Annotated in this window: 24 protein-coding genes; 9 read left to right on the forward strand and 15 right to left on the reverse strand. The window is 48.8% G+C overall.

What is annotated here, in order from left to right; genetic code table 11:
• Window positions 1–207 precede the first annotated feature (207 nt).
• Genes EP073_RS05755 through EP073_RS05770 form a run of 4 tightly spaced genes read left to right on the forward strand, consistent with a single transcriptional unit; the run spans window position 208 to window position 3072 of the window.
• Window positions 208–831: a MotA/TolQ/ExbB proton channel family protein gene (locus tag EP073_RS05755; protein WP_128466213.1), complete on the forward strand. Its 624-nt coding sequence runs from the start codon at window positions 208–210 to the stop codon at window positions 829–831.
• Window positions 828–1229 (forward strand): ExbD/TolR family protein, encoded by a 402-nt coding sequence (locus tag EP073_RS05760; protein WP_128466214.1) that lies wholly within the window; start codon window positions 828–830, stop codon window positions 1227–1229. Before EP073_RS05755 ends, EP073_RS05760 begins: the two co-directional genes overlap by 4 nt.
• A 2-nt stretch (window positions 1230–1231) precedes the next feature.
• Window positions 1232–1945 carry a hypothetical protein gene (locus tag EP073_RS05765; protein ID WP_128466215.1) on the forward strand — a complete coding sequence of 238 codons (714 nt, stop codon included), beginning with the start codon at window positions 1232–1234 and terminating at the stop codon, window positions 1943–1945.
• Window positions 1945–3072, forward strand: a complete 1128-nt coding sequence (locus tag EP073_RS05770) for a class I SAM-dependent methyltransferase (protein WP_128466216.1) — start codon at window positions 1945–1947, stop codon at window positions 3070–3072. The genes EP073_RS05765 and EP073_RS05770 overlap by 1 nt, the downstream gene beginning before the upstream one ends.
• 181 nt (window positions 3073–3253) lie before the next feature.
• Here EP073_RS05770 and EP073_RS05775 read toward each other — a convergent pair whose 3' ends face one another.
• The 11 genes from EP073_RS05775 to EP073_RS05820 are packed head-to-tail and all read right to left on the reverse strand — an operon-like array spanning window position 3254 to window position 10784.
• Window positions 3254–5038 (reverse strand): Na(+)/H(+) antiporter subunit D, encoded by a 1785-nt coding sequence (locus tag EP073_RS05775; protein WP_128466217.1) that lies wholly within the window; start codon window positions 5036–5038, stop codon window positions 3254–3256.
• Complete coding sequence (locus EP073_RS05780) at window positions 5031–5282, reverse strand: hypothetical protein (protein ID WP_128466218.1); 252 nt, start codon at window positions 5280–5282, stop codon at window positions 5031–5033. Before EP073_RS05780 ends, EP073_RS05775 begins: the two co-directional genes overlap by 8 nt.
• Before the next feature lie 14 nt (window positions 5283–5296).
• Complete coding sequence (locus tag EP073_RS14080) at window positions 5297–5425, reverse strand: hypothetical protein (RefSeq protein WP_283808380.1); 129 nt, start codon at window positions 5423–5425, stop codon at window positions 5297–5299.
• A 9-nt stretch (window positions 5426–5434) separates the two neighbouring features.
• On the reverse strand, window positions 5435–6919 hold the full coding sequence (locus EP073_RS05785) for a monovalent cation/H+ antiporter subunit D family protein (protein ID WP_128466219.1): 1485 nt from the start codon (window positions 6917–6919) through the stop codon (window positions 5435–5437).
• Complete coding sequence (locus EP073_RS05790) at window positions 6910–8433, reverse strand: monovalent cation/H+ antiporter subunit D family protein (protein WP_128466220.1); 1524 nt, start codon at window positions 8431–8433, stop codon at window positions 6910–6912. Before EP073_RS05790 ends, EP073_RS05785 begins: the two co-directional genes overlap by 10 nt.
• Window positions 8424–8804: a cation:proton antiporter subunit C gene (locus EP073_RS05795; RefSeq protein ID WP_128466221.1), complete on the reverse strand. Its 381-nt coding sequence runs from the start codon at window positions 8802–8804 to the stop codon at window positions 8424–8426. The genes EP073_RS05790 and EP073_RS05795 overlap by 10 nt, the downstream gene beginning before the upstream one ends.
• The gene (locus tag EP073_RS05800) at window positions 8797–9219 is read right to left on the reverse strand and encodes a Na(+)/H(+) antiporter subunit B (RefSeq protein WP_128466222.1); all 423 of its coding nucleotides are present in this window, start codon (window positions 9217–9219) and stop codon (window positions 8797–8799) included. Before EP073_RS05800 ends, EP073_RS05795 begins: the two co-directional genes overlap by 8 nt.
• The gene (locus tag EP073_RS05805) at window positions 9209–9742 is read right to left on the reverse strand and encodes a DUF4040 domain-containing protein (RefSeq protein WP_128466223.1); all 534 of its coding nucleotides are present in this window, start codon (window positions 9740–9742) and stop codon (window positions 9209–9211) included. The genes EP073_RS05800 and EP073_RS05805 overlap by 11 nt, the downstream gene beginning before the upstream one ends.
• A complete protein-coding gene (gene mnhG / locus EP073_RS05810) occupies window positions 9735–10043 on the reverse strand; it encodes a monovalent cation/H(+) antiporter subunit G (protein ID WP_128466224.1) in 309 nt (102 codons plus the stop codon). The genes EP073_RS05805 and mnhG overlap by 8 nt, the downstream gene beginning before the upstream one ends.
• An 11-nt stretch (window positions 10044–10054) precedes the next feature.
• Entirely contained in the window at window positions 10055–10309 is a 255-nt protein-coding gene (locus tag EP073_RS05815) for an MrpF/PhaF family protein (RefSeq protein ID WP_128466225.1), read from the reverse strand.
• Window positions 10302–10784 (reverse strand): Na+/H+ antiporter subunit E, encoded by a 483-nt coding sequence (locus EP073_RS05820; protein ID WP_128466226.1) that lies wholly within the window; start codon window positions 10782–10784, stop codon window positions 10302–10304. The genes EP073_RS05815 and EP073_RS05820 overlap by 8 nt, the downstream gene beginning before the upstream one ends.
• A gap of 342 nt (window positions 10785–11126) precedes the next feature.
• Here EP073_RS05820 and EP073_RS05825 point away from each other — a divergent pair, with 342 nt between their 5' ends.
• The 3 genes from EP073_RS05825 to EP073_RS05835 all read left to right on the forward strand — a co-directional run bounded on the left by EP073_RS05825 (window position 11127) and on the right by EP073_RS05835 (window position 12654).
• Complete coding sequence (locus tag EP073_RS05825) at window positions 11127–11261, forward strand: FeoB-associated Cys-rich membrane protein (protein WP_128466227.1); 135 nt, start codon at window positions 11127–11129, stop codon at window positions 11259–11261.
• Window positions 11262–11324: 63 nt separating this feature from the next.
• Entirely contained in the window at window positions 11325–11861 is a 537-nt protein-coding gene (gene def, locus EP073_RS05830) for a peptide deformylase (protein ID WP_128466228.1), read from the forward strand.
• Window positions 11854–12654, forward strand: coding sequence for a hypothetical protein (locus EP073_RS05835; protein WP_128466229.1), 801 nt, complete (start codon window positions 11854–11856; stop codon window positions 12652–12654). Before def ends, EP073_RS05835 begins: the two co-directional genes overlap by 8 nt.
• 1 nt (window position 12655) lies before the next feature.
• Here the strand turns inward: EP073_RS05835 and EP073_RS05840 are convergent, their stop codons facing one another.
• The 4 genes from EP073_RS05840 to EP073_RS05855 all read right to left on the reverse strand — a co-directional run bounded on the left by EP073_RS05840 (window position 12656) and on the right by EP073_RS05855 (window position 16058).
• A complete protein-coding gene (locus EP073_RS05840) occupies window positions 12656–13408 on the reverse strand; it encodes a lipopolysaccharide kinase InaA family protein (protein ID WP_128466230.1) in 753 nt (250 codons plus the stop codon).
• A 155-nt stretch (window positions 13409–13563) separates the two neighbouring features.
• On the reverse strand, window positions 13564–14319 hold the full coding sequence (locus tag EP073_RS05845; RefSeq protein WP_128466231.1) for a methyltransferase domain-containing protein: 756 nt from the start codon (window positions 14317–14319) through the stop codon (window positions 13564–13566).
• Entirely contained in the window at window positions 14291–14911 is a 621-nt protein-coding gene (locus EP073_RS05850; protein ID WP_128466232.1) for an alpha/beta hydrolase, read from the reverse strand. The genes EP073_RS05845 and EP073_RS05850 overlap by 29 nt, the downstream gene beginning before the upstream one ends.
• Window positions 14904–16058 carry an aminotransferase class I/II-fold pyridoxal phosphate-dependent enzyme gene (locus EP073_RS05855; protein WP_128466233.1) on the reverse strand — a complete coding sequence of 385 codons (1155 nt, stop codon included), beginning with the start codon at window positions 16056–16058 and terminating at the stop codon, window positions 14904–14906. The genes EP073_RS05850 and EP073_RS05855 overlap by 8 nt, the downstream gene beginning before the upstream one ends.
• A 59-nt stretch (window positions 16059–16117) precedes the next feature.
• On the opposite strand from EP073_RS05855, the gene bioA reads away from it, so the two are divergent.
• Window positions 16118–17458, forward strand: coding sequence for an adenosylmethionine--8-amino-7-oxononanoate transaminase (bioA, locus tag EP073_RS05860; protein WP_128466234.1), 1341 nt, complete (start codon window positions 16118–16120; stop codon window positions 17456–17458).
• Entirely contained in the window at window positions 17455–18018 is a 564-nt protein-coding gene (gene bioD, locus EP073_RS05865) for a dethiobiotin synthase (RefSeq protein ID WP_164885285.1), read from the forward strand. Before bioA ends, bioD begins: the two co-directional genes overlap by 4 nt.
• The last annotated feature ends 1 nt before the right edge of the window (window position 18019 follow it).

The raw sequence follows: 18019 nt of genomic DNA on the forward strand, positions 1-18019 counted from the left end.
TTCCAAGGATGGAAAATTTTTTACAGGCAAGACAGAAGAGGAACCCGCCGTGCGAAGCGAAGGACGGTTTATCCGTCCGTGAGCGTGTTTGAAAAAACACAGGATGTAGTTTTTTTCAAACTGTACAGCCTTATGACCGTTTGCGGCATAAGACAGCATATAAGCGTATAGTATATTTAAGGTATTTATATAATTGGAGGTCTACTGATGTTGGATTCATTCGTGCAGATTATGGAGAAGGGCGGAGTGCTCATGTATCCGATTCTGTTTTTGTCCATGATTTCACTGGGGATATTCCTTGAGAGGCTGTACGCTCTCAGGAAAGAAAGATACATGCCGAAGCTTTTCCTTGAGAAGCTTTTTGAGGCACTCGGCAAGAAAGACCTTGAAGCCGCCAGAACAATAAGCAGCGCGGACGCAAGCTCCGCAGCGAAAATTGCGTCCGATGTGCTCAACAACCTTGATCTTCCTATCTCAAGGCTTATGGAAGCCACAGAGGAATCGGGTCGCTACGAGGCGCGCCGCCTTGAAAAATACCTCCCCACTCTTCAGACCATAGCCAGTGTTTCACCGCTTTTAGGTCTTCTGGGAACGGTGTTCGGTATGATTAAAACTTTCATAGTGATAAGCTCTCAGGGCGTGGGCGATGCTCAGGCTCTGGCGGGAGGCATCTCCGAAGCATTGATAACCACTGCGGCGGGTCTCAGCGTCGCGATTCCCACTATGATTTTCTACTACATCGTGAGGAACAGGTCTGACAGAGTCAGCCTTGAGCTTGAACAGGCAACGAGCAGAATGATCAATCTTATATTCAAAGAGGGCGGACAGTGAAATTTTCCAGAGACGACCGCAAGCAGAGCCTTGATATAAATATTACGCCTCTGATAGACGTGGTCTTCCTTCTGCTTATTTTCTTTATGGTATCAACATCTTTCATAGTCTCAAGCTCAATTGATGTTGATTTGCCCAAGGCGAAAGGGGACCCTGTGGAGGTTAAGAAAAACATCCGCATTTCCATAAACAGCGAAGGCGGAATCCATATAAACGGCGTGCTTTATCCTGATGATAAGGTGGCGGGAATTTTGGACAGTCTTAAAAACGAAAGCGCTGAGGCGACAGTGGTTATTGAGGCTGACAAGTCCGCAACCCACGGCAAAGTTGTTTTTGTGATGGATGCTGCCAGAAAAACCGGATTCGAGAAGTTCGCAATCGCGGTTGAAGAGGAGTAGTCTTGGCACGGCTTTTTCCGTTTGTTCTGATCTCAATTCTGGCGCATATCGCCCTTCTGGGCTTTATTCCGAAGTTTGAGGTCAATTTTTCAGACAGATCGGAACCTGTTGAGGTGGAGATAATTCCGCCGAGACCTAAGATTCTGCCCAAACCTCCGGTTAAGGTAACAGGGGTGCCGGATAGACCTGCGGAAAACCCTTTCAGGAACATTGAACCTACTATCACAATGCCCGAACTTGATATTCCGAAGGTCGATGTGGACACAGACTATGAGGTTGAGATCCCTGATCTCAAGGTGAGCCGAATAACCACGGATTCCGAAGCCAGAGTTGACAACAGGCTGCTTTCCGAGATTCAGTCCACCCGTGAAACCGTGGATAAGGAAACCAGAGCCGGACAGGGTGAAAAATCAGACGCAGAAGCAAAGGAATACGCCGACAGCAGCTTCTTTGTGCTGGAAAATATAAGCAATACCAAGCGCCGCATAACCCATGTGCCGCCTAAGCCCTCGTTCTCCCTTGCCAATAACACAAAGGTGAACCTGCGCTTTAAGATAGACAAACAGGGGACAACCTACGGAATAGTTCTCATAACCAGAAGCGACTCAAACATAGAGAAACTGGCTGTTGAATTTGTGGAGAGACTCAAGTTCAACTCAGTTACATACGCAACCAACGATTCCGCCGAAATAACGCTCTACTTCAAGGTCAGATAATGGATTCTCTCACGGATAAAATACGCTCTCTCATTGCCGCCAAAGGCATGATAACTTTCGCAGAATTTATGAATATGGCTCTCTATGAGCCCGGACAGGGGTACTACCAGAAGAAAAATCCCTTCGGACATCAGGGGAGCTTTTATACCTCGGTCAACGCTTCCGCCTCCTTCGGGCGTACACTGGCAAACGCTTTTTCCGATACAGCCGAAAGGCTCGCTCTGCCTCCCTGTTTCTGTGAAATGGGTGCCGGAAGCGGCATGCTGGCAAACGATATTCTTACGCATCTGAAAACGGTTAAGCCCGAATTTTACTCAAGACTCAGCTATACGATTATAGAAAAAAGCGGGTATCTCATTGAATGCCAGAAGGAACTCCTCAAGGAGCATGACGGCAGGGTAAGCTGGAAAACCTTTGAGGATTTCAGCGGCTTTGAGGGCGTTTTTTACTCTAACGAGCTTGTGGACGCTTTTCCCGTGCACAGAGTAATCAGAATCGGGGAAGAGCTTAAGGAGCTTTATGTTATTGAACACGAAGGCGGGCTGACTTTTTACCCTGAGAAGCTTTCAACCCCGAAAATTCAGGAATATCTGGACAGGATAGGGCTGAGGGTCACTGACGGGCAGATTGTTGACCTGAACCTTGATATGATCGGCTGGGCGCAGGCTCTTGCCTCTAAGATAGACAGAGGCATGGTTTTCACAGTTGACTACGGCTATCCGGCGGAGAATATATTCGCCTCATACCGCAGGGACGGAACGGTGACCTGTTATTATAAGCACTCACAGAACAACGACTTTTTTGACAGAATCGGCGATCAGGACATTACCGCTTTCGTAGATTTTACATCCTTGCAGAGCTACGGCAGGGATGCGGGTCTTGAGCCTGTTTCCCTTACTCCGCAGTGGCTGTTTCTCGTTCAGTCCGGTATTCTGAGTGAGATAGAAAAGGCGGAGACGGATCTTCAGAAAGCGTCCGTGAAAGCGCTGATAATGCCTGAGGGCGGCTTCGGAACAAATTTCTTTGTTTTGGCGCAGAGCAGAAATGTGGAGATTCCGGAAGACTTCCCCTACCGTAAGGGAGCCAAGGAAACTCTTGATATTCTGGCGAAAATGAACGGTTTCTGAAAGCATAAAGCCGAAATAAGCACACCATGCCCTGAAACGGAAGCTGTTTCAGGGCTTTTTTTTAAATTTTAATTCTTTCTTTGCTGACCGAAAGGCAGCGCCTTGTGAAGCGATGGTTTGTTAAGCAGCCCCAAGGGTTTTCGGGAAACCGGCAGGAAGCGCAGTTTCCCGTATTACATCCTTATATCAGCTTCTGCACTAGGAAGAACAGCAGGTAGAACAACAGGAAAAAGCATATAACAAAGGCTGAAAGCCCTATGGACCAGTATTCCACAAGCCCGTCCACGTAACCGTCCTCAGATTTTGCCATCTTCTCTCTCAGTCCTTTGAATCTGCCGTCAGGAACCATGAGGAGCAAGAGCCCCACAGGGTTTCTGGTGAGCATTCCGAGGGTTTTCGGTATGTAGCCGAAGAAGAGAGATTTGCCGAAGTTCATGAACCTGATCAGTATGTTATCCACAAGCCATATGAACAGCTTGTAGCCTTTTCTGTAGAAAAAATCGAAATCGAGGTTGACTGATTTTATCTCAGCGGGATAGAGACCGCTTCTCAGCAGCAGAGTGAACGCCAGTACGGAGAACAGCAGCAGCTGGAGCTGGAATATTGTGTGGTCTGCGGTGTATGCGTTGTAGGTTACCTCATAGGGAAGTATCCGGAACAGATAGCCCGGGAAAATACCGAGGAAAATATTCAAAAATGCGAGGAATCCCATGCCTATGAGCATGTTGAGGGGTGCTTCCTTCGGTTTCAGTCCGCTGTCATGCCCGAAGAAAGCGAAGAACGGAATCTTGATTCCCGAGTGGTCGAGAACGCCCGCAGAGGCAAACAGGAGCACAAGCCAGATTACCATGAAGCCTTCCGTCGCCACGGATGAAAGTATCATCGATTTGGTTACGAATGCCGAAAACAGCGGGAAGGCTGAGATCGTCATTGAGCCGACTATGGTGAAGACCGTGGTAAAAGGCATGTACTTGTAAAGCCCGCCAAGCTCGGTGGCTTTTATTTTCCCCGTCTGATGGAGAACAGCGCCCATGCCCATGAACAGCAGTGATTTGAACATTATATGCACAAAAGCCTGCCCCACAGCGGCGTTTATCGCCATTTCGCTCCCCACGCCTATGCCCACAACCATGAAGCCGAGCTGGTTGATAAGGCTGTATGAGAGAACCTTGCGCAGGTCATTCTCAAGCACTGCGTAGAATATAGGGAAGGCTGTCATCACCGCTCCGATAACGATCAGCGTTTCTTCTCCGGAGAAGCCTCTGGCAAGGGTGTAAATCGCCGTTTTGGTGGTGAAGACACTGAGCATTACCGTTCCGAGGAAACTTGCCTTGGGGTACGAATCCACAAGCCATGTATGCACGAAGGGCCATGCTGCGTTAACGCCGAAGCCTATCATGATCAGCCCTGTGGCAAGGTCTGTCCAGCCCATGTGAACAAATGCGGCATTGCCCGTGGTGATGATATAGATCACTATGCCGATGAGGAGCGCAAGCCCGCCCACGAGGTGGAATATGAAGTAGCGGAAGCCTGCCCCCACTGCGTCTGTTGAGTCTTTACGCCAGATTATGAATGTGGAGGCGACTGTCATTATTTCCCAGAAGATGTAAAGGGTGATCAGGTCATAGGCGAAAACCGCACCCAGACCGCCGCCGGCGTATATCAGTCCGATTATGAACTCTTTATTGCTCTTAACGTGCATTCCGTAGACCAGAACGGCTATGGAAACTATGTGGAAGGCGTATCCGAAGACAAGAGAGAGCTTGTCCACCCTGAAAAGGGCAAGCTGATGACCCAGAAACTCATACTGGAGGTAGACCCCGTGAGGGATCATGGCGAGGTTAATGAGACTCAGCACCGGAACGGCTATAAGCAGCGCATTACGCAGGTTTCCTTTGAGAAAGCCCGCAATCACTCCGCCGAGCATGAAAAAAACAAAAGGAGGAATGAGAAGCCCGCTACTCATAGTAGTTCTCCTTTCTCATGATCAGCGGGCGTATTACGTATTTAGCGAAAAGCACCAGCCCCACGTATGAGATAAAGCCGTAAACGGCGTAAAAGCCTGTTTTTTCCTCAAAGAAGAAGTAGGCGTGCTTGTGGACGAACATATCAGCGAAAAAGATAACGGCGCACAGAACATAAAGAATAATAAGAATTATCTTTATATTCCGGGGGTTATCGAAAATGTATTTCTTTTCGGTATCCTTCATGAGTAATCCGCCCCCTAGTGAGATAAAAATATATAAGCGAGGTAAATAACCGCTGCCGCGAGCACGGCGCCGAAGACAGGCTTGTAGCCCTTTACCGCACCGTGTTTAAGCTCTTCCAGTTCCTTGTCATGTTTTGCAGCCATAAACCCCTCCTACTCTTTAAAGAGACCGCTGACTATTAAGTCTGCGAAGTTTGTGAGAACCTGCGGGAAGAAGAACAGAAGCACCGCTATGCCCGCAGTTATGCACATGGGAATGAGCATGGCTGAGGGGGCTTCGGTGATCTTGTCGTCCATGCCCGCGTCCAGAGGCTTCATGTACGCCGTGTAAATTATCGGCAGGAAGTACAGGGCATTGAGGAATGAGCTCACCGCGAAGACCACTGCCACGGGGAGCATTCCCGCCTCCACAGCTCCTGATACGAAGTAGTATTTGCTTATAAATCCGGAGAGGGGCGGTATGCCTATGAGACTCAGAGCGCCTATGGTGAACACAGCCATGGAGACGGGCATTTTTTTGGCGATGCCGCTTAGCTGACTGATGTATTTCTTATGCAGTGCCACATAAACGGCGCCAGCCCAGAAGAAGAGGCTTATCTTCGAGAAGGCGTGTATTGTTATATGGATTATGCTTGCCTTAATGCCGGAGGGTGAAAGCAGAGCCGCACCGACGACAATGTATGAAAGCTGGCTTATGGTGGAGTATGCGAGCCTTGCCTTGATATTGTCCTGCCTCATGGCGATGAGTGAGGAGACCACTATGGTGACGCAGGCAAAGGCAGCTAAAAACGCTCCTGCGCCTATCTCCCTGAGAAGGTCAACTCCGAAGACATAGAGTATTACCCTCAGTACCACAAAGACACCCATCTTCACCACTGCGACAGCGTGCAGAAGCGAGCTGACCGGAGTCGGCGCAACCATTGCGTTGGGCAGCCATGAGTGAAAGGGCATTATCCCCGCCTTGGCTATGCCCGCTATGTAGAAGGCGAATATAACACCGAAGAAGAGACTGTGTATTCCGCCTGTGTCGCCGAAGACGCCGCCGAGCCTGAAATTCATTGTTCCGGCGGTGAAATAGGTGAAGAGTATAGCCGGAAGAAGGAAAGCTATTGAGGTTCCCAGAAGGTAGATAAGGTAGATCTTGGCTCCTCTGAAAGCTTCTTCGTTTTCCTCATGGGCTATAAGCGGATATGTGAAGAGCGTGAGCGCTTCGTAGAATATGTACATTGTGAACAGGTTTGCAGCGAAGGCAGCGCCTATGGTAACTGAGAGCGAGCCTGCGAAGCATATGAAATATCTGGTTTGAGCGTGCTCCTTAAGCGCCCTGACATAGCCTATGGAGTAAAAGGAGGTGAGAATCCACAGGAAGGACGCCGTGAGCGCGAAGAAAAGCCCGAGGCTATCCACCTTGAAGGCTATGTCAATGCCCGGGTAGGCGGTGACTATCTTGAAGTATATCTCCTTTCCGCCGAGAACAGCGGGAACCATGCTGAGGACAATTAAAAACTTCGCCACAGCTGCGAGAATTGTCCAGCTTTCGCGCAGGTTCGGATTCCTGCGGGAGAAGTATATGGGGATTATGGCGACAAGCGAAACCAGCACGGCATAAAGAGGTGCGGAGGAATGTATTATTTCCATGTCACACCCCCGAGAACCGCCTCAGCGGCTTTGCCCGCCATCTCCACGGGGAAGGTGGCGAAAATGCCGAAATATATGCAGAGAAAGGCGACAAATGCCATGGGGATAACCATGCCCATGGGTTCACTGAGCTTCACCGCCGCAGTGTGTCCGGAATGATCGTGGCATTCATGCCCGCCTTTGAAGTACATAACAAAGATCACCTTGCCGAAATAGATTGCCGTAAGCAGTGAACTGAGCAGCACCACGCCGATTGCGTACCAGTGACCGGAGCCGATTGCGCCGATTATCAGATACCATTTGCTGACGAAGCCGACAGTAAGAGGCACGCCTATTATAGAGAGGGAGAAGATTGTAAACGCCGCCGCCGTGAAGGGCATCCTCCTTCCCAAGCCTTCAAAGTCGCATATCCTCTCAGAGCCTATGTTGAACACAATCAGACCCACAACAAAGAACAAACCGCCCTTCATAAGCGCATGGCTGAATATGTGAACCACGCCCCCTGTGAGCGCTTCTGCGTTGACCATCGCCGCCGCCAGAAGGATGTAGCCTATCTGCCCCACGCTGGAGTAGGCGAGCATTTTCTTTATGTTTGTCTGCGCTATGGCTATCACCGAGCCTGCTATGATCGAGAGCGAGGCGAAGAATATTATTATGCTTGTCATGGGTATTGAGCCGAGGCTGAATTCAATGTCAAACACTGAGTACATCAGCCTTATCAGCACATACGCGCCGACCTTGGTTGATGTGGCTGCCATTGCGGCGCTCACGGCGGACGGGGAGTAGGTGTATGCGTCCGGCAGCCAGAGGTGAAGGGGGAAAACCGCCATCTTCACAAACAAACCAACTATTATGAAGGCGTAGGCTGTCAGCACAACGCTTGAGCCGTGCAGGGGCTTTACCCTTTCGGCGAGATCAGCCATATTCAGCGTTCCTGTCACCATATAAAGGTAGCCAATACCCAGAACAATGAATGTGGCGGCGATAGTGCCTATTACCAGATAGTTGAAGCTTGCCATGGGGGCGTATCTTTTGCTGCTGGTGGCTATGAGCGCATATCCGGCGAGGGATGTTATCTCAAGGAAAACGTAAACGTTGAAAAGGTCGCCCGTGACAGTGATGCCAAGCATGCCGACGATGAACAGGATGAACACCGAGTAGAAGGCAGGGTGCTTGTATTCGGGAATCTCTTTTTCCACAAGCTCTTTGCCGAAGAGCAGAGACACAAGGGATATAAACGAGATAACAGCCAGAACAAAGGCGTTCAGCATGTCTATTCTGTATTCGATGCCTATCGGCGGCGCCCAGTTGCCCATGAAGTATGATATGGGACCCGAGGCACTGACCTTGGCAAGGATTGTCATAATCATGGCGAAAGAGGCTGTTACCACTGTAACTGCCGCATACCAGCATATTTTTCTGTTAATCATACCCAGAAGGGGAATGATCGGAACAAAAATCAGAGGAAGCGTAACAAGAAGAGCGGGGAAATGGACAGATATGTTCATCGGCATGCGCTCCCGCCGGAATCTCCGGCTTCGATTTCCCTTATTTTGTCGTCCTCTATTGTTCCATACGCTTTATAAATCCGGATCATCAGCGCTATGGCGACTGCGGCTGTGCTCACGGAAACAACTATCGCCGTGAGTATCAGAACGTGGGGAAGAGGGTTGTCATACCTGACTGCTCCTTCCCAGATAATCGGCGCAGTACCGTCCTTGACCTTAGCCATTGATATATAAAAAAGGAAGACGGATGTCTGGAATATACTTAAGCCAATAATTTTTTTCATCAGGTTATGCTTGGCGATAACGGCGTAAAAGCCTATCATCATCAGACACACCACAATAAGGTAATTGTATTTGGCGGCAATAAAATCAATCATTTTCCTTCCCCGCGATCTCAAAGAATATCGTGACCATAACCGAAGCAACGGCTATACCCACGCCAAGCTCTATGCCTATCATGCCGAGGTGGTTCCCTTTTTCGGCGGAACCGAAGGGAAGCTTTCCGTATTCCAGAAACAAACCGCCGAAGAGAAGGGTGATAAACCCTATTCCGGCGTATATCATGAGCCCTATGGAGCAGGTGATGTCGCTTATTTTCTTCTTAAACTTTTCTCTCGCTTTTTCCTTGCCCACAGCAAGAGCTATGAGGATGAAGGCGGAGGCGAAGATAACTCCCGCCTGAAAGCCGCCGCCCGGGCTGATTTCACCGTGCGCCTGAACATAGAAGGCGAACAGGAGGATAAACGGAACCATACATCTGGCTACTGTGCGCAGGATTACATCATCTTTCATTTTCATCCCTCCTTCTCAAAAGCAGAATCACGGAAATAGCCGCAGTAAACACCACCGATGTTTCCCCGAGGGTGTCATACCCTCTGTAGCTGGCGAGAACGGATGTAACTATGTTGACGGAGCCAGTCTCATGCTCCGAATTTTCGATGTAGTAAGGCGCAACATGCTTGTTTATGGGTGCTTCGGGGTTATTGTAGGCGGGCATGTCGACTGTTGCGTAGAAAAGCATGACCGCTGTGACCGCTACGATGAAAACAGGCATGTATTTTGACGAGCCTGTTCTTTCTCTGGATGATTCAAAGCGGTTCATACGTGTGAGCGCGCCAATCATGAAAACTCCGGATACTCCCGCACCCACCGCCGCTTCGGTAAAGGCAACATCGACCGCGTTAAGCTCTGTCCACACAAGCGCCATGAACAGGCTGTAAACCCCAAGATACATTATGGAGTTGAGTATGTCCTTCGCCTGAATTGCCGCTATGGCAATTATCACAAGAAAGAGAAGCAGCATAAGGTTAATCATTTCTCTTCCTCCACGGTTTAAGCCCTTCCACCCATGCGGCTTTTGCGATTGCGTGCGCCGCCGTCGGGTTAGCGATGTAAATGAAGATTATCACGAACAGCATTTTGAGGCTCAGTATGTTGAAGCCCTCATAAATTATCAGCCCGATGATGACCAGTGTCTGCCCCAGAGAGTCGGCTTTGCTGCCAGCATGAAGTCTGAGGTAGAAGCCCGGAAGCCTCAGTATCCCTATTGAAGCGGTTATGACGAAAAAGCAGCCGACAAAAATAAAGATACCGCTTAATATGAGTTTAATTTCCATGATTTCTCCCCCTAGTCCAGCCTGCCTCTCTCCATGAAGCGGAGGAGGGCTATAGTGGCAATGAAGTTAATCAGCGCGTAGACAAGGGCGAGATCCGAGAAATGGGGTCTGCCGTAAATGTATCCTAGAAGCAGGATAAGGATGATGGCTTTAGTGCCTATCAGATTCGCCGCCAGAATCCTGTCAAAGACCGTAGGTCCTTTGAGCAGTCTGGCTCCGGAGATAAACACAGATAAAAGAATGATTACCGCTGCGGTTTCAAACATTTCCGTTCCCCTCGATTTTAAGCACTCTGCGTTCCATCTCTCTGCTTAAAAGACCGTTCGCGTGCTCCGGTGTGAGTGCGTGAACAACAAAAACATTATCATCCTTAATGTCCAGCGTGACGGTTCCCGGCGTGATAGTTATGGAGTTCGCCAGAATGGTCAGTCCCAGATCGCTCTTCAAGTCAGACTTGAATTCCACGATCTGCGGATCAATGGGCAGTGAGGGACTCAGGATAATTTTAACTACCTGAAGGTTGGCTATTACAGTCTCTTTCATGAGCCAAGGAAGATAGAGGAGAATCTCCTTAACGATCCTTATGTGATCCTTCCTCAGTCCGCGCAGAAAGAAATCATGGCTCAAATACGCGGCAATCAAGCTGAAAATGACAGCGAAAGCCACCAGAAGTCCGCCGAATTCTCCTGATAACATGAACCAGAAGATGAAAAGCACCAGAAATGTGAATATGAATGTCATCCCCGCTCCTTAAAACAAAACAGGTTTATAGTATCAGTTTTGAAGGCTTAGTCAATATTTTTCGGAAAAACCGTATACGCAGTTTTATTTTTTAAGATATTGTAAACAATGCAAATAGTCAGTCTTACCGAAAAGAACTAATCCCCCTTTATAGAGTTTATATATGAAATATATATCAAAATACTATAGCTGATACGGCTTAATGTATATTGTATACAGTGTACCACTGATTTGCGAAGTTAAGCATTATTTAATAAAAATTTTTATAAAAATTTATTGTTGCAGTATCCGAATATCCGGCGTATAAATTCAGCAAGTTAGATATTTCTAAGAAGGTGAATTATGACTGAAAAGCTTATTCTGCTCGCCATATTGGCAGGCGCCGTGTACGTTCTTTACTACAAATTTTTTAAAAGCAAGGGTTGCGGCTGCGGCGATGGTAAAAGCTGCTGCGGCGGAAGCAAGCACGAGCAGTAGTCAAACACCGTGGACAGATTTTCTCTTTGAGGTATATTATTAGTCACCCAAGGAGATATTCTTATGCACGAACATATAGGTATAGCCCTCAGAGGGGAAAAGGTTCTCTCTCTAAGGGCTGAGGCGGCGGAGGATCCTTCCGGACCGCTGATAAGGCAGCTCGCCAAAGATATGCTCATCGCTATGAAAACCCACGGAGGCGTCGGTATCGCAGCGCCTCAGATAAGGGTTTCCAAGCGTGTCCTCATAATCCACTCCAAACCGAACGAACGCTATCCCGATGCGCCTGAGATGGAGCCTGTTATAATGGTGAACCCTGAGATAATCTCATATTCCGAATGCTTTGACTCCATGTGGGAAGGATGCCTGAGTGTGCCCGGACTCAGAGGACTTGTACCACGACAGACCGGCGTCAGCGTGCGGTACCATGATCTCACGGGGAAAGAGCAGGAAGCCTGTCTTCAGGGTTTTCCCGCAAGAATTTTTCAGCACGAGTTTGACCATCTGGAAGGAATACTCTTCCCTCTGCGGGTGGCTGACTGCTCGGACATTTATTCCGAAAACGAGTACAGAAGAAGGATTCAGGGTCTGCATGATTGATGACAGAGTTTTCAGTGAGCTTTATCATCCGGTGCTTATTCCGCGTACTGTTCTGAAAGCTGCGCAGGGAAGGCTGAGCAAAACGTTTAAACACGCTGTCGGTGTGCCTTTTCAGAATTTCCTTCTGTATATGTGGCTCAAAAGTTATCCAGCCTCGGGTATTATCGAGCGTTTCGGTCTGCCGAGATACGGAGCGGAGAACAGGTACAAAGATAACCTGACAATAAAAGCATCACCTGAATCCCTTGAGCGGATGGCTGTTTTCAAATCAAGGCATCACCGCCGCAGAATGGCGAACCGTTTCATCTGGGACGGTGACTGGGATATGGGCAAGACGCTGTTCAGGGATACAGACCGATACCTCCGCATATCCGATATATGGGAAAACAGGCTTGATTTGCGGAAAAGCAGACGATATGCCGAATTGACGGAAATGATACGCTGCGGCAGACCCTATATCGAATACAACAGAAACCGCATGGGTATTTACCTGAACACGGAAGGGAAGGTTTTACGGTATCTGGAAATATATCTTGAATTTATGAAGCAGCTTGAAACGCACGGATACGAAAGCTCGCTGGAGAAAGATCCTGTCTGTGCGGCAGTGGGCAGGAACGGAGAGCTGATCAAGACGGCGAAAGGGCTTCACCGTCTCGCCATGGCGCAGGTCTTGGGTATGAGGAGCATCCCTGTGCGCATAAGGGGTGTCCATCGTGAATGGTGGGAGAGAACCGCAGGAAAGGAAAATGACACGGATAAAAAGATTCTGCGAGCCTTGGAGCACCTCGGTTAATTCATCTCAATAGTTTTTTCAGCTTTTTCTTGAAGTTTATCCTCATTTTATAATTGTGAAGCCATTTCAGGGCATCCTGCACCGAATTATTGGGATTGTCTCCCGAGAACGCGGCGTACTCACGGATCAGTGTTCGCATGGTGTCATCATCCGCCCAGAGTTTTATAAAATTTTTCAGCCTTTCCTCATATGTGAGTTCCCTGAATTTCATGCGGTTTATATCAACCAGTTCAAAGTTCCAGCCCGAACCGTTTCTGCTGACCAGTATATTCCCCGGGGAGTAATCCAGATGCAGGATGTTCTTTTTATGGAGCCGGAAGGTGAAGGCGGCGAAGGCTTTCAGGAGTCTGCCGCGGTCTTTGATTTCTTTGTCCAGCAGAACTTTCCTTATGGTAAAATCGCTATCCGAATAGGCAGAGACATAAAAGCTTTCCCGCATCAGTCTGCCTTGGAAGAACTCTATATAGCCGAGCGGATCGGGAGTGGGAATGCCCAGTGATTTCAAAGTTACGGCATTCGTGAAAGACCTTTTCGCCTTGCTGTCCCTCAGAAAGGAATACGCAAAGCGGTTCACGGGCGAGGGAACCTTAAAGGATTTCAAAACCAGATCCCTGCCTTGATAGCGGATCACTCTGATTTCGTTCCGGGCTTTCTGCAATACTCTGAAATTTTGTTCAAACAGATTTTTGATGTTGAGCAACAGCTCTTCACTGCCGTTCGGAGCGTCTGCTGTCTCGTACCTGAAATAAGTCAATTTGCCTCACGAAAATTCTGTGCCTAATCATCAACTTTCTGCACATTAAAATAAATAATGTACTTATTGATTATTGTTTCAATAAAAACAGTGTAAATATTTGTAACAAAAAACTGACAAATGGTTGACATTACAGGAATAGGCAATAAGGCTGGCTAAGCGTGGGTTCGTTTTCCCGTTATGTAGGCGATGCGGTATGTGACAGGGACCGTTTCTCCGTCACCGAAGAAAGATTCGTAAAGTTCACAGAAACGGCGGTATGAATCCTTGCCCGCGGCGGCGGTTCTGCCTGTGAACCTTGCTCCGGTGGCTTTTTGCTTCTTCAGAAATTCTTTTACATCAGGAAACCTGAGGACATAGTCGTGTATTTCCAGCCTGTGGGTTATTCCGTTTATGCGCCCGAACAGATCATCATAAAATTCCGCAGTTTTCAGCGGATAAACGCTGCCGAAGCCTGTTATCCTGTTGAGAACTGCCATTTCAGTGAAGGTTCCGTCGCAGAATACGGAAAAATAAAATCTGCCGTCCTTTTTGAGGGTCTCCAGAGCGGCTGGAACGGAAACCTCCGGCTGCTGAAACCATTGCAGAACGGAAGAACTTACCAGTACATCGGCGCATTCCTTCCCGAACGGAAGCCTTTCCCCGTCCGCCTGAATGAAAAGACCGGAAAAGGAAGCGGAAGCCTTGGACATGGAATATGCTATATCAAGACCGATGAATTTTTCCGGTCTGCATTTTGCGAGGAACATTTCAGTGAATATGCCGCTGCCGGTGCCTATCTCAATTGCAGTTTGCGGTGCCACGGCTTCCGTGAGGTCAATCAGCTTTGACGCGGCGATTTTCTGTATGTCCGCAGAGGAATCATAGCAGTCCGCCGCTTTGTCAAAGAATCTTTTTATGTGTATTTTCATAGATAATTTCAGCTATGAGCTTTTCCCTCATGTAGTGTCCGCTTTCAATTGTAATGAGCTTTTCGCCGCGGAGCATGTCCGCCACATCCTCACTGGCACGGAAATTAACTATCATATCGCCTGCGCCCTGCACAAGGACAACCTTATTCTCCGCGCTGCATCCTTTTACATCCGCCCGGCTTTCCAGAAGAAACTCAAGTCCTTCTATAAGCGCCGTAACGGTTTTTTCATCCGTTTCAGGCGTGAATCCGTTTAAACCGCATTTATCGTAGAAATCATTAAGAACTGTCCGTGGGTCACGCTTCATTTTTTTTATCATCAGCATAATAGCCTGAGAATGAAAATAATCGCAGAAGCTTACGAAGGGAGCGAAAAGAAATATTTTTTCATATTTATCCGTTATTCTGTCAATATTTTTAAGAATAATGTGCGCTCCGGTTGACCATCCGGCGAGTATTTCCCCGCCTTCGTCCAGAGCTTTTGCGATTTCGTTTTCCGAATGAGTGACAAACGGGAGATAAAATGGATAGCGTTCAGATATTTGCGGAAAAAGAGCGGGGAAGCCTGCCCAGCCGGAAACAAATTTAAGCATTTTTCAGCCTCCTGACGGAAGATATAACATGCTGCACCTCTTCATCATTCAGATCCAGACGAACAGAGAGGCGCAGCCTAGCCGTGCCGTCCGGCACGGTGGGAGGGCGGATGACTCCCGCCTTAATCCCTGCCTCTTCAAGAAGCGTTCCCGCCTGCTGAACTTTGAAGTTATCTCCTATTATAACAGGAATTATCTGCGTTGAGGAATCCGCCGTATCAAACCCTGCCTCATTGAGGGCAATACGCACGGTCTTTGCTTTCTCAAGCAGCCTGTGTCCGCAGGATGGGTTATCCCTCAGCCATTTCAGTGCGCCCAGATTAGCGCCGATTACAGCGGGGGGAAGGGATGTGGTGAATATGAATGCCCGCCCTTTGTTGCGGATATAGTCAATGATTTCCGCATCGCCCGCTATGTACGCGCCGAAGGAACCCAGAGCCTTGCTGAAGGTGCCCATGTGAACATCTATGCGCTTTTCAAGTCCGAGCTCACGGGCAAGCCCTCTGCCGCCGCCCAGTATGCCCGTTGCGTGGGCTTCGTCCGCCACAGTGAGCGCTCCGTATTTTTCCGCCAGTCTGACGATTTCCGCCAGATCCGCCCTGTCCCCGTCCATGCTGAACACGCTGTCGGTGACGATTATCTTCTCTTCCGTATCCTTATACTGCTCAAGGAGCTCGGCGAGATGAGCCATATCGTTGTGGCGGTAGCGGATGTGTCTTGCACCGCTGAGTTTTATGCCGTCTATTATGCTGGCGTGGTTGAGCTTATCCGAGAAAACAGCGGTGTGTCTGCCCGCCAGAGAGGTTATTACGGCAAGGTTTGCCATGAATCCCGTATTCAGCACAAGACAGCTTTCCGTCTCCTTGAAGTCTGCCATCTCTTTTTCCAGAGAGTTATAAAGCGAAAAGTTTCCGGTAACCACCCTTGATGCTCCGCTGGAACAGCCGAACGCCTTGAGCGCGGCGGCGGATTCATCAACCAGCTCTTTTTTTTTGGAAATACCGAGGTAATTGTTTGAGGCAAGGTTCAGAAGGCACTTTCCGCCGGAGATAATGTATTTCCCCGCCCCTTCGTCTATGTCGGGCAGGCTGCGGTAAAGCCCTTCGGCTTTTATCTTTTCCAGTTCATGTTTCAGTTTTTCTCTCATATTCTTAAGGATATAACCCATGCTTGCACGGTGTCAACGAATATAGTAGACTCTCAGGCATGAAAACAGATTCTAAATGCCCCACAAATATCTGGCATCCGTGTACACAGATGAAAGACCTTGAAGCTCACCCGCTGCTTGAAATTGAGCGTGGAGAGGGAGTTTATCTCATAGATAAAAACGGCAAAAGATACATAGACGCCGTATCCTCATGGTGGGTAAACCTTTTCGGACACTGCAACCCGAAACTCACGAATGCCCTGAAAAAACAGGCGGACAGGCTTGAGCATGTCATATTCGCCGGAGCTACCCATCAGCCTGCCGAAGAGGTCGCGGAAGGGCTGCTTGCTCTCACACCTCCGGAGCTGAACAAGATCTTCTTTGCGGACAACGGCTCGTCCGCAGTGGAATCCGCCATGAAGATGAGCTACGGCTACCGCAGAAACACAGGCAATGCCCGCAAGAACCGCTACGCCTTCCTCACTGACGGCTATCACGGCGAAACTCTGGGATGTCTTTCCGTCTGCGGGGAGACCATGTATGCGGATCTTTACGGCGACATAATGATCGATAATATCAAGGTTCTGGGACCGGACTGCTTCAGATGCCCGTGCGGGAAAAAACGCGGCGCATGCTCTGCGGACTGCTTCGGTTTCATGGAAAAGGCGCTGAGGGAAAATTCAGAAATACTCACCGCTGTTCTCATCGAACCGCTTATCCAGTGCGCCGGAGGGTTTAAGATGTTTCCTCCGGAATACCTTGTGAAGCTTCGCAGCCTGACCACAGAGCTTGATATACACCTTATTTTCGATGAAATAGCAGTCGGCTTCGGCAGGACAGGCACAATGTTTGCCCTTGAACAGGCGGGGGTATGCCCCGACATGCTCTGTCTTTCCAAAGGCATAACCTCTGGTTATCTGCCTCTTAGTGCCGTTCTCACGACTGATGAAATTTTTTACGGATTTTATGACGACTACTCCGCAGGAAAGGCTTTCCTCCACAGCCACAGCTACACGGGCAACCCCCTTGCGTGCTCAGTTGCGGCGGAGACACTGAGAATCTTCCGTGAGGAGAATGTCATAGAGACCAATAAACCAAAGTTCGCCCATATGCGCAAATGTATTGAGGACGTTTTCAGCGGGCATCCGAATGTGGGTGAGATACGTCACACAGGCTTTGTGACCGCCGTGGAACTGGTCAGAGACAGAAACGGAAATGTACCGTTTGACTCAGGACTCCGCACAGGCTTTCAGATATACAGAAAAGCGGTTGAAAAAGGCGCTCTGCTTCGCAATCTCGGCGATATTATCTACTTTATGCCGCCCTATGTGATAAGCAGAGACGAGACGGAAACCCTTGTGAGTATAGCCCGTGAATCGGTGAGAGAGGTGCTGGGGTGAGGCTGTTCATCTCCGGTTCGGGAACAGGGGTGGGGAAGACATTTTTCTCCGCTCTGCTGGCGAAGCATTTACACGGGCAGGGCATGGATGTTTCCTATATCAAGCCCGTGCAGACAGGCTATCCTGCGGATGATGACGCTGCTTTTGTAAAAAGCTTCTCAGGCATAAAAAAAGCGAAGACTCTTTTCACGGCGGAACCGCCTCTCGCACCGTGTCTGTGCTTTGACAGGTTTCCGTTTGAGGAGGCTGCTGCGGCTGTAAAGGCGGATGATTCGGAAATCGTTATAGTTGAGGGAGCGGGAGGGATAGCTGTCCCTCTGGATTACATCCGTATGACATGGGAGATCCCCAAGGAGTGCGGGCTTGAGGTGATTATTGTAATTCCAGACAGGCTGGGCTGTGTGAACGAGGCTGTGCTTAATTACTCCTTCCTTATGGAAAAAGGAGTGAGATTTAATGGTTTCGCCATGAACAGACACTTCTCCGCCGCGGAAAGCGACAGCAAAAATTCGGGGATAATTGAAAGAATCATCCCCGCTTCAATAGCATATTTTTTTTGAT

This window comes from Geovibrio thiophilus (assembly GCF_004087915.1).
Taxonomy (GTDB): domain Bacteria; phylum Chrysiogenota; class Deferribacteres; order Deferribacterales; family Geovibrionaceae; genus Geovibrio; species Geovibrio thiophilus.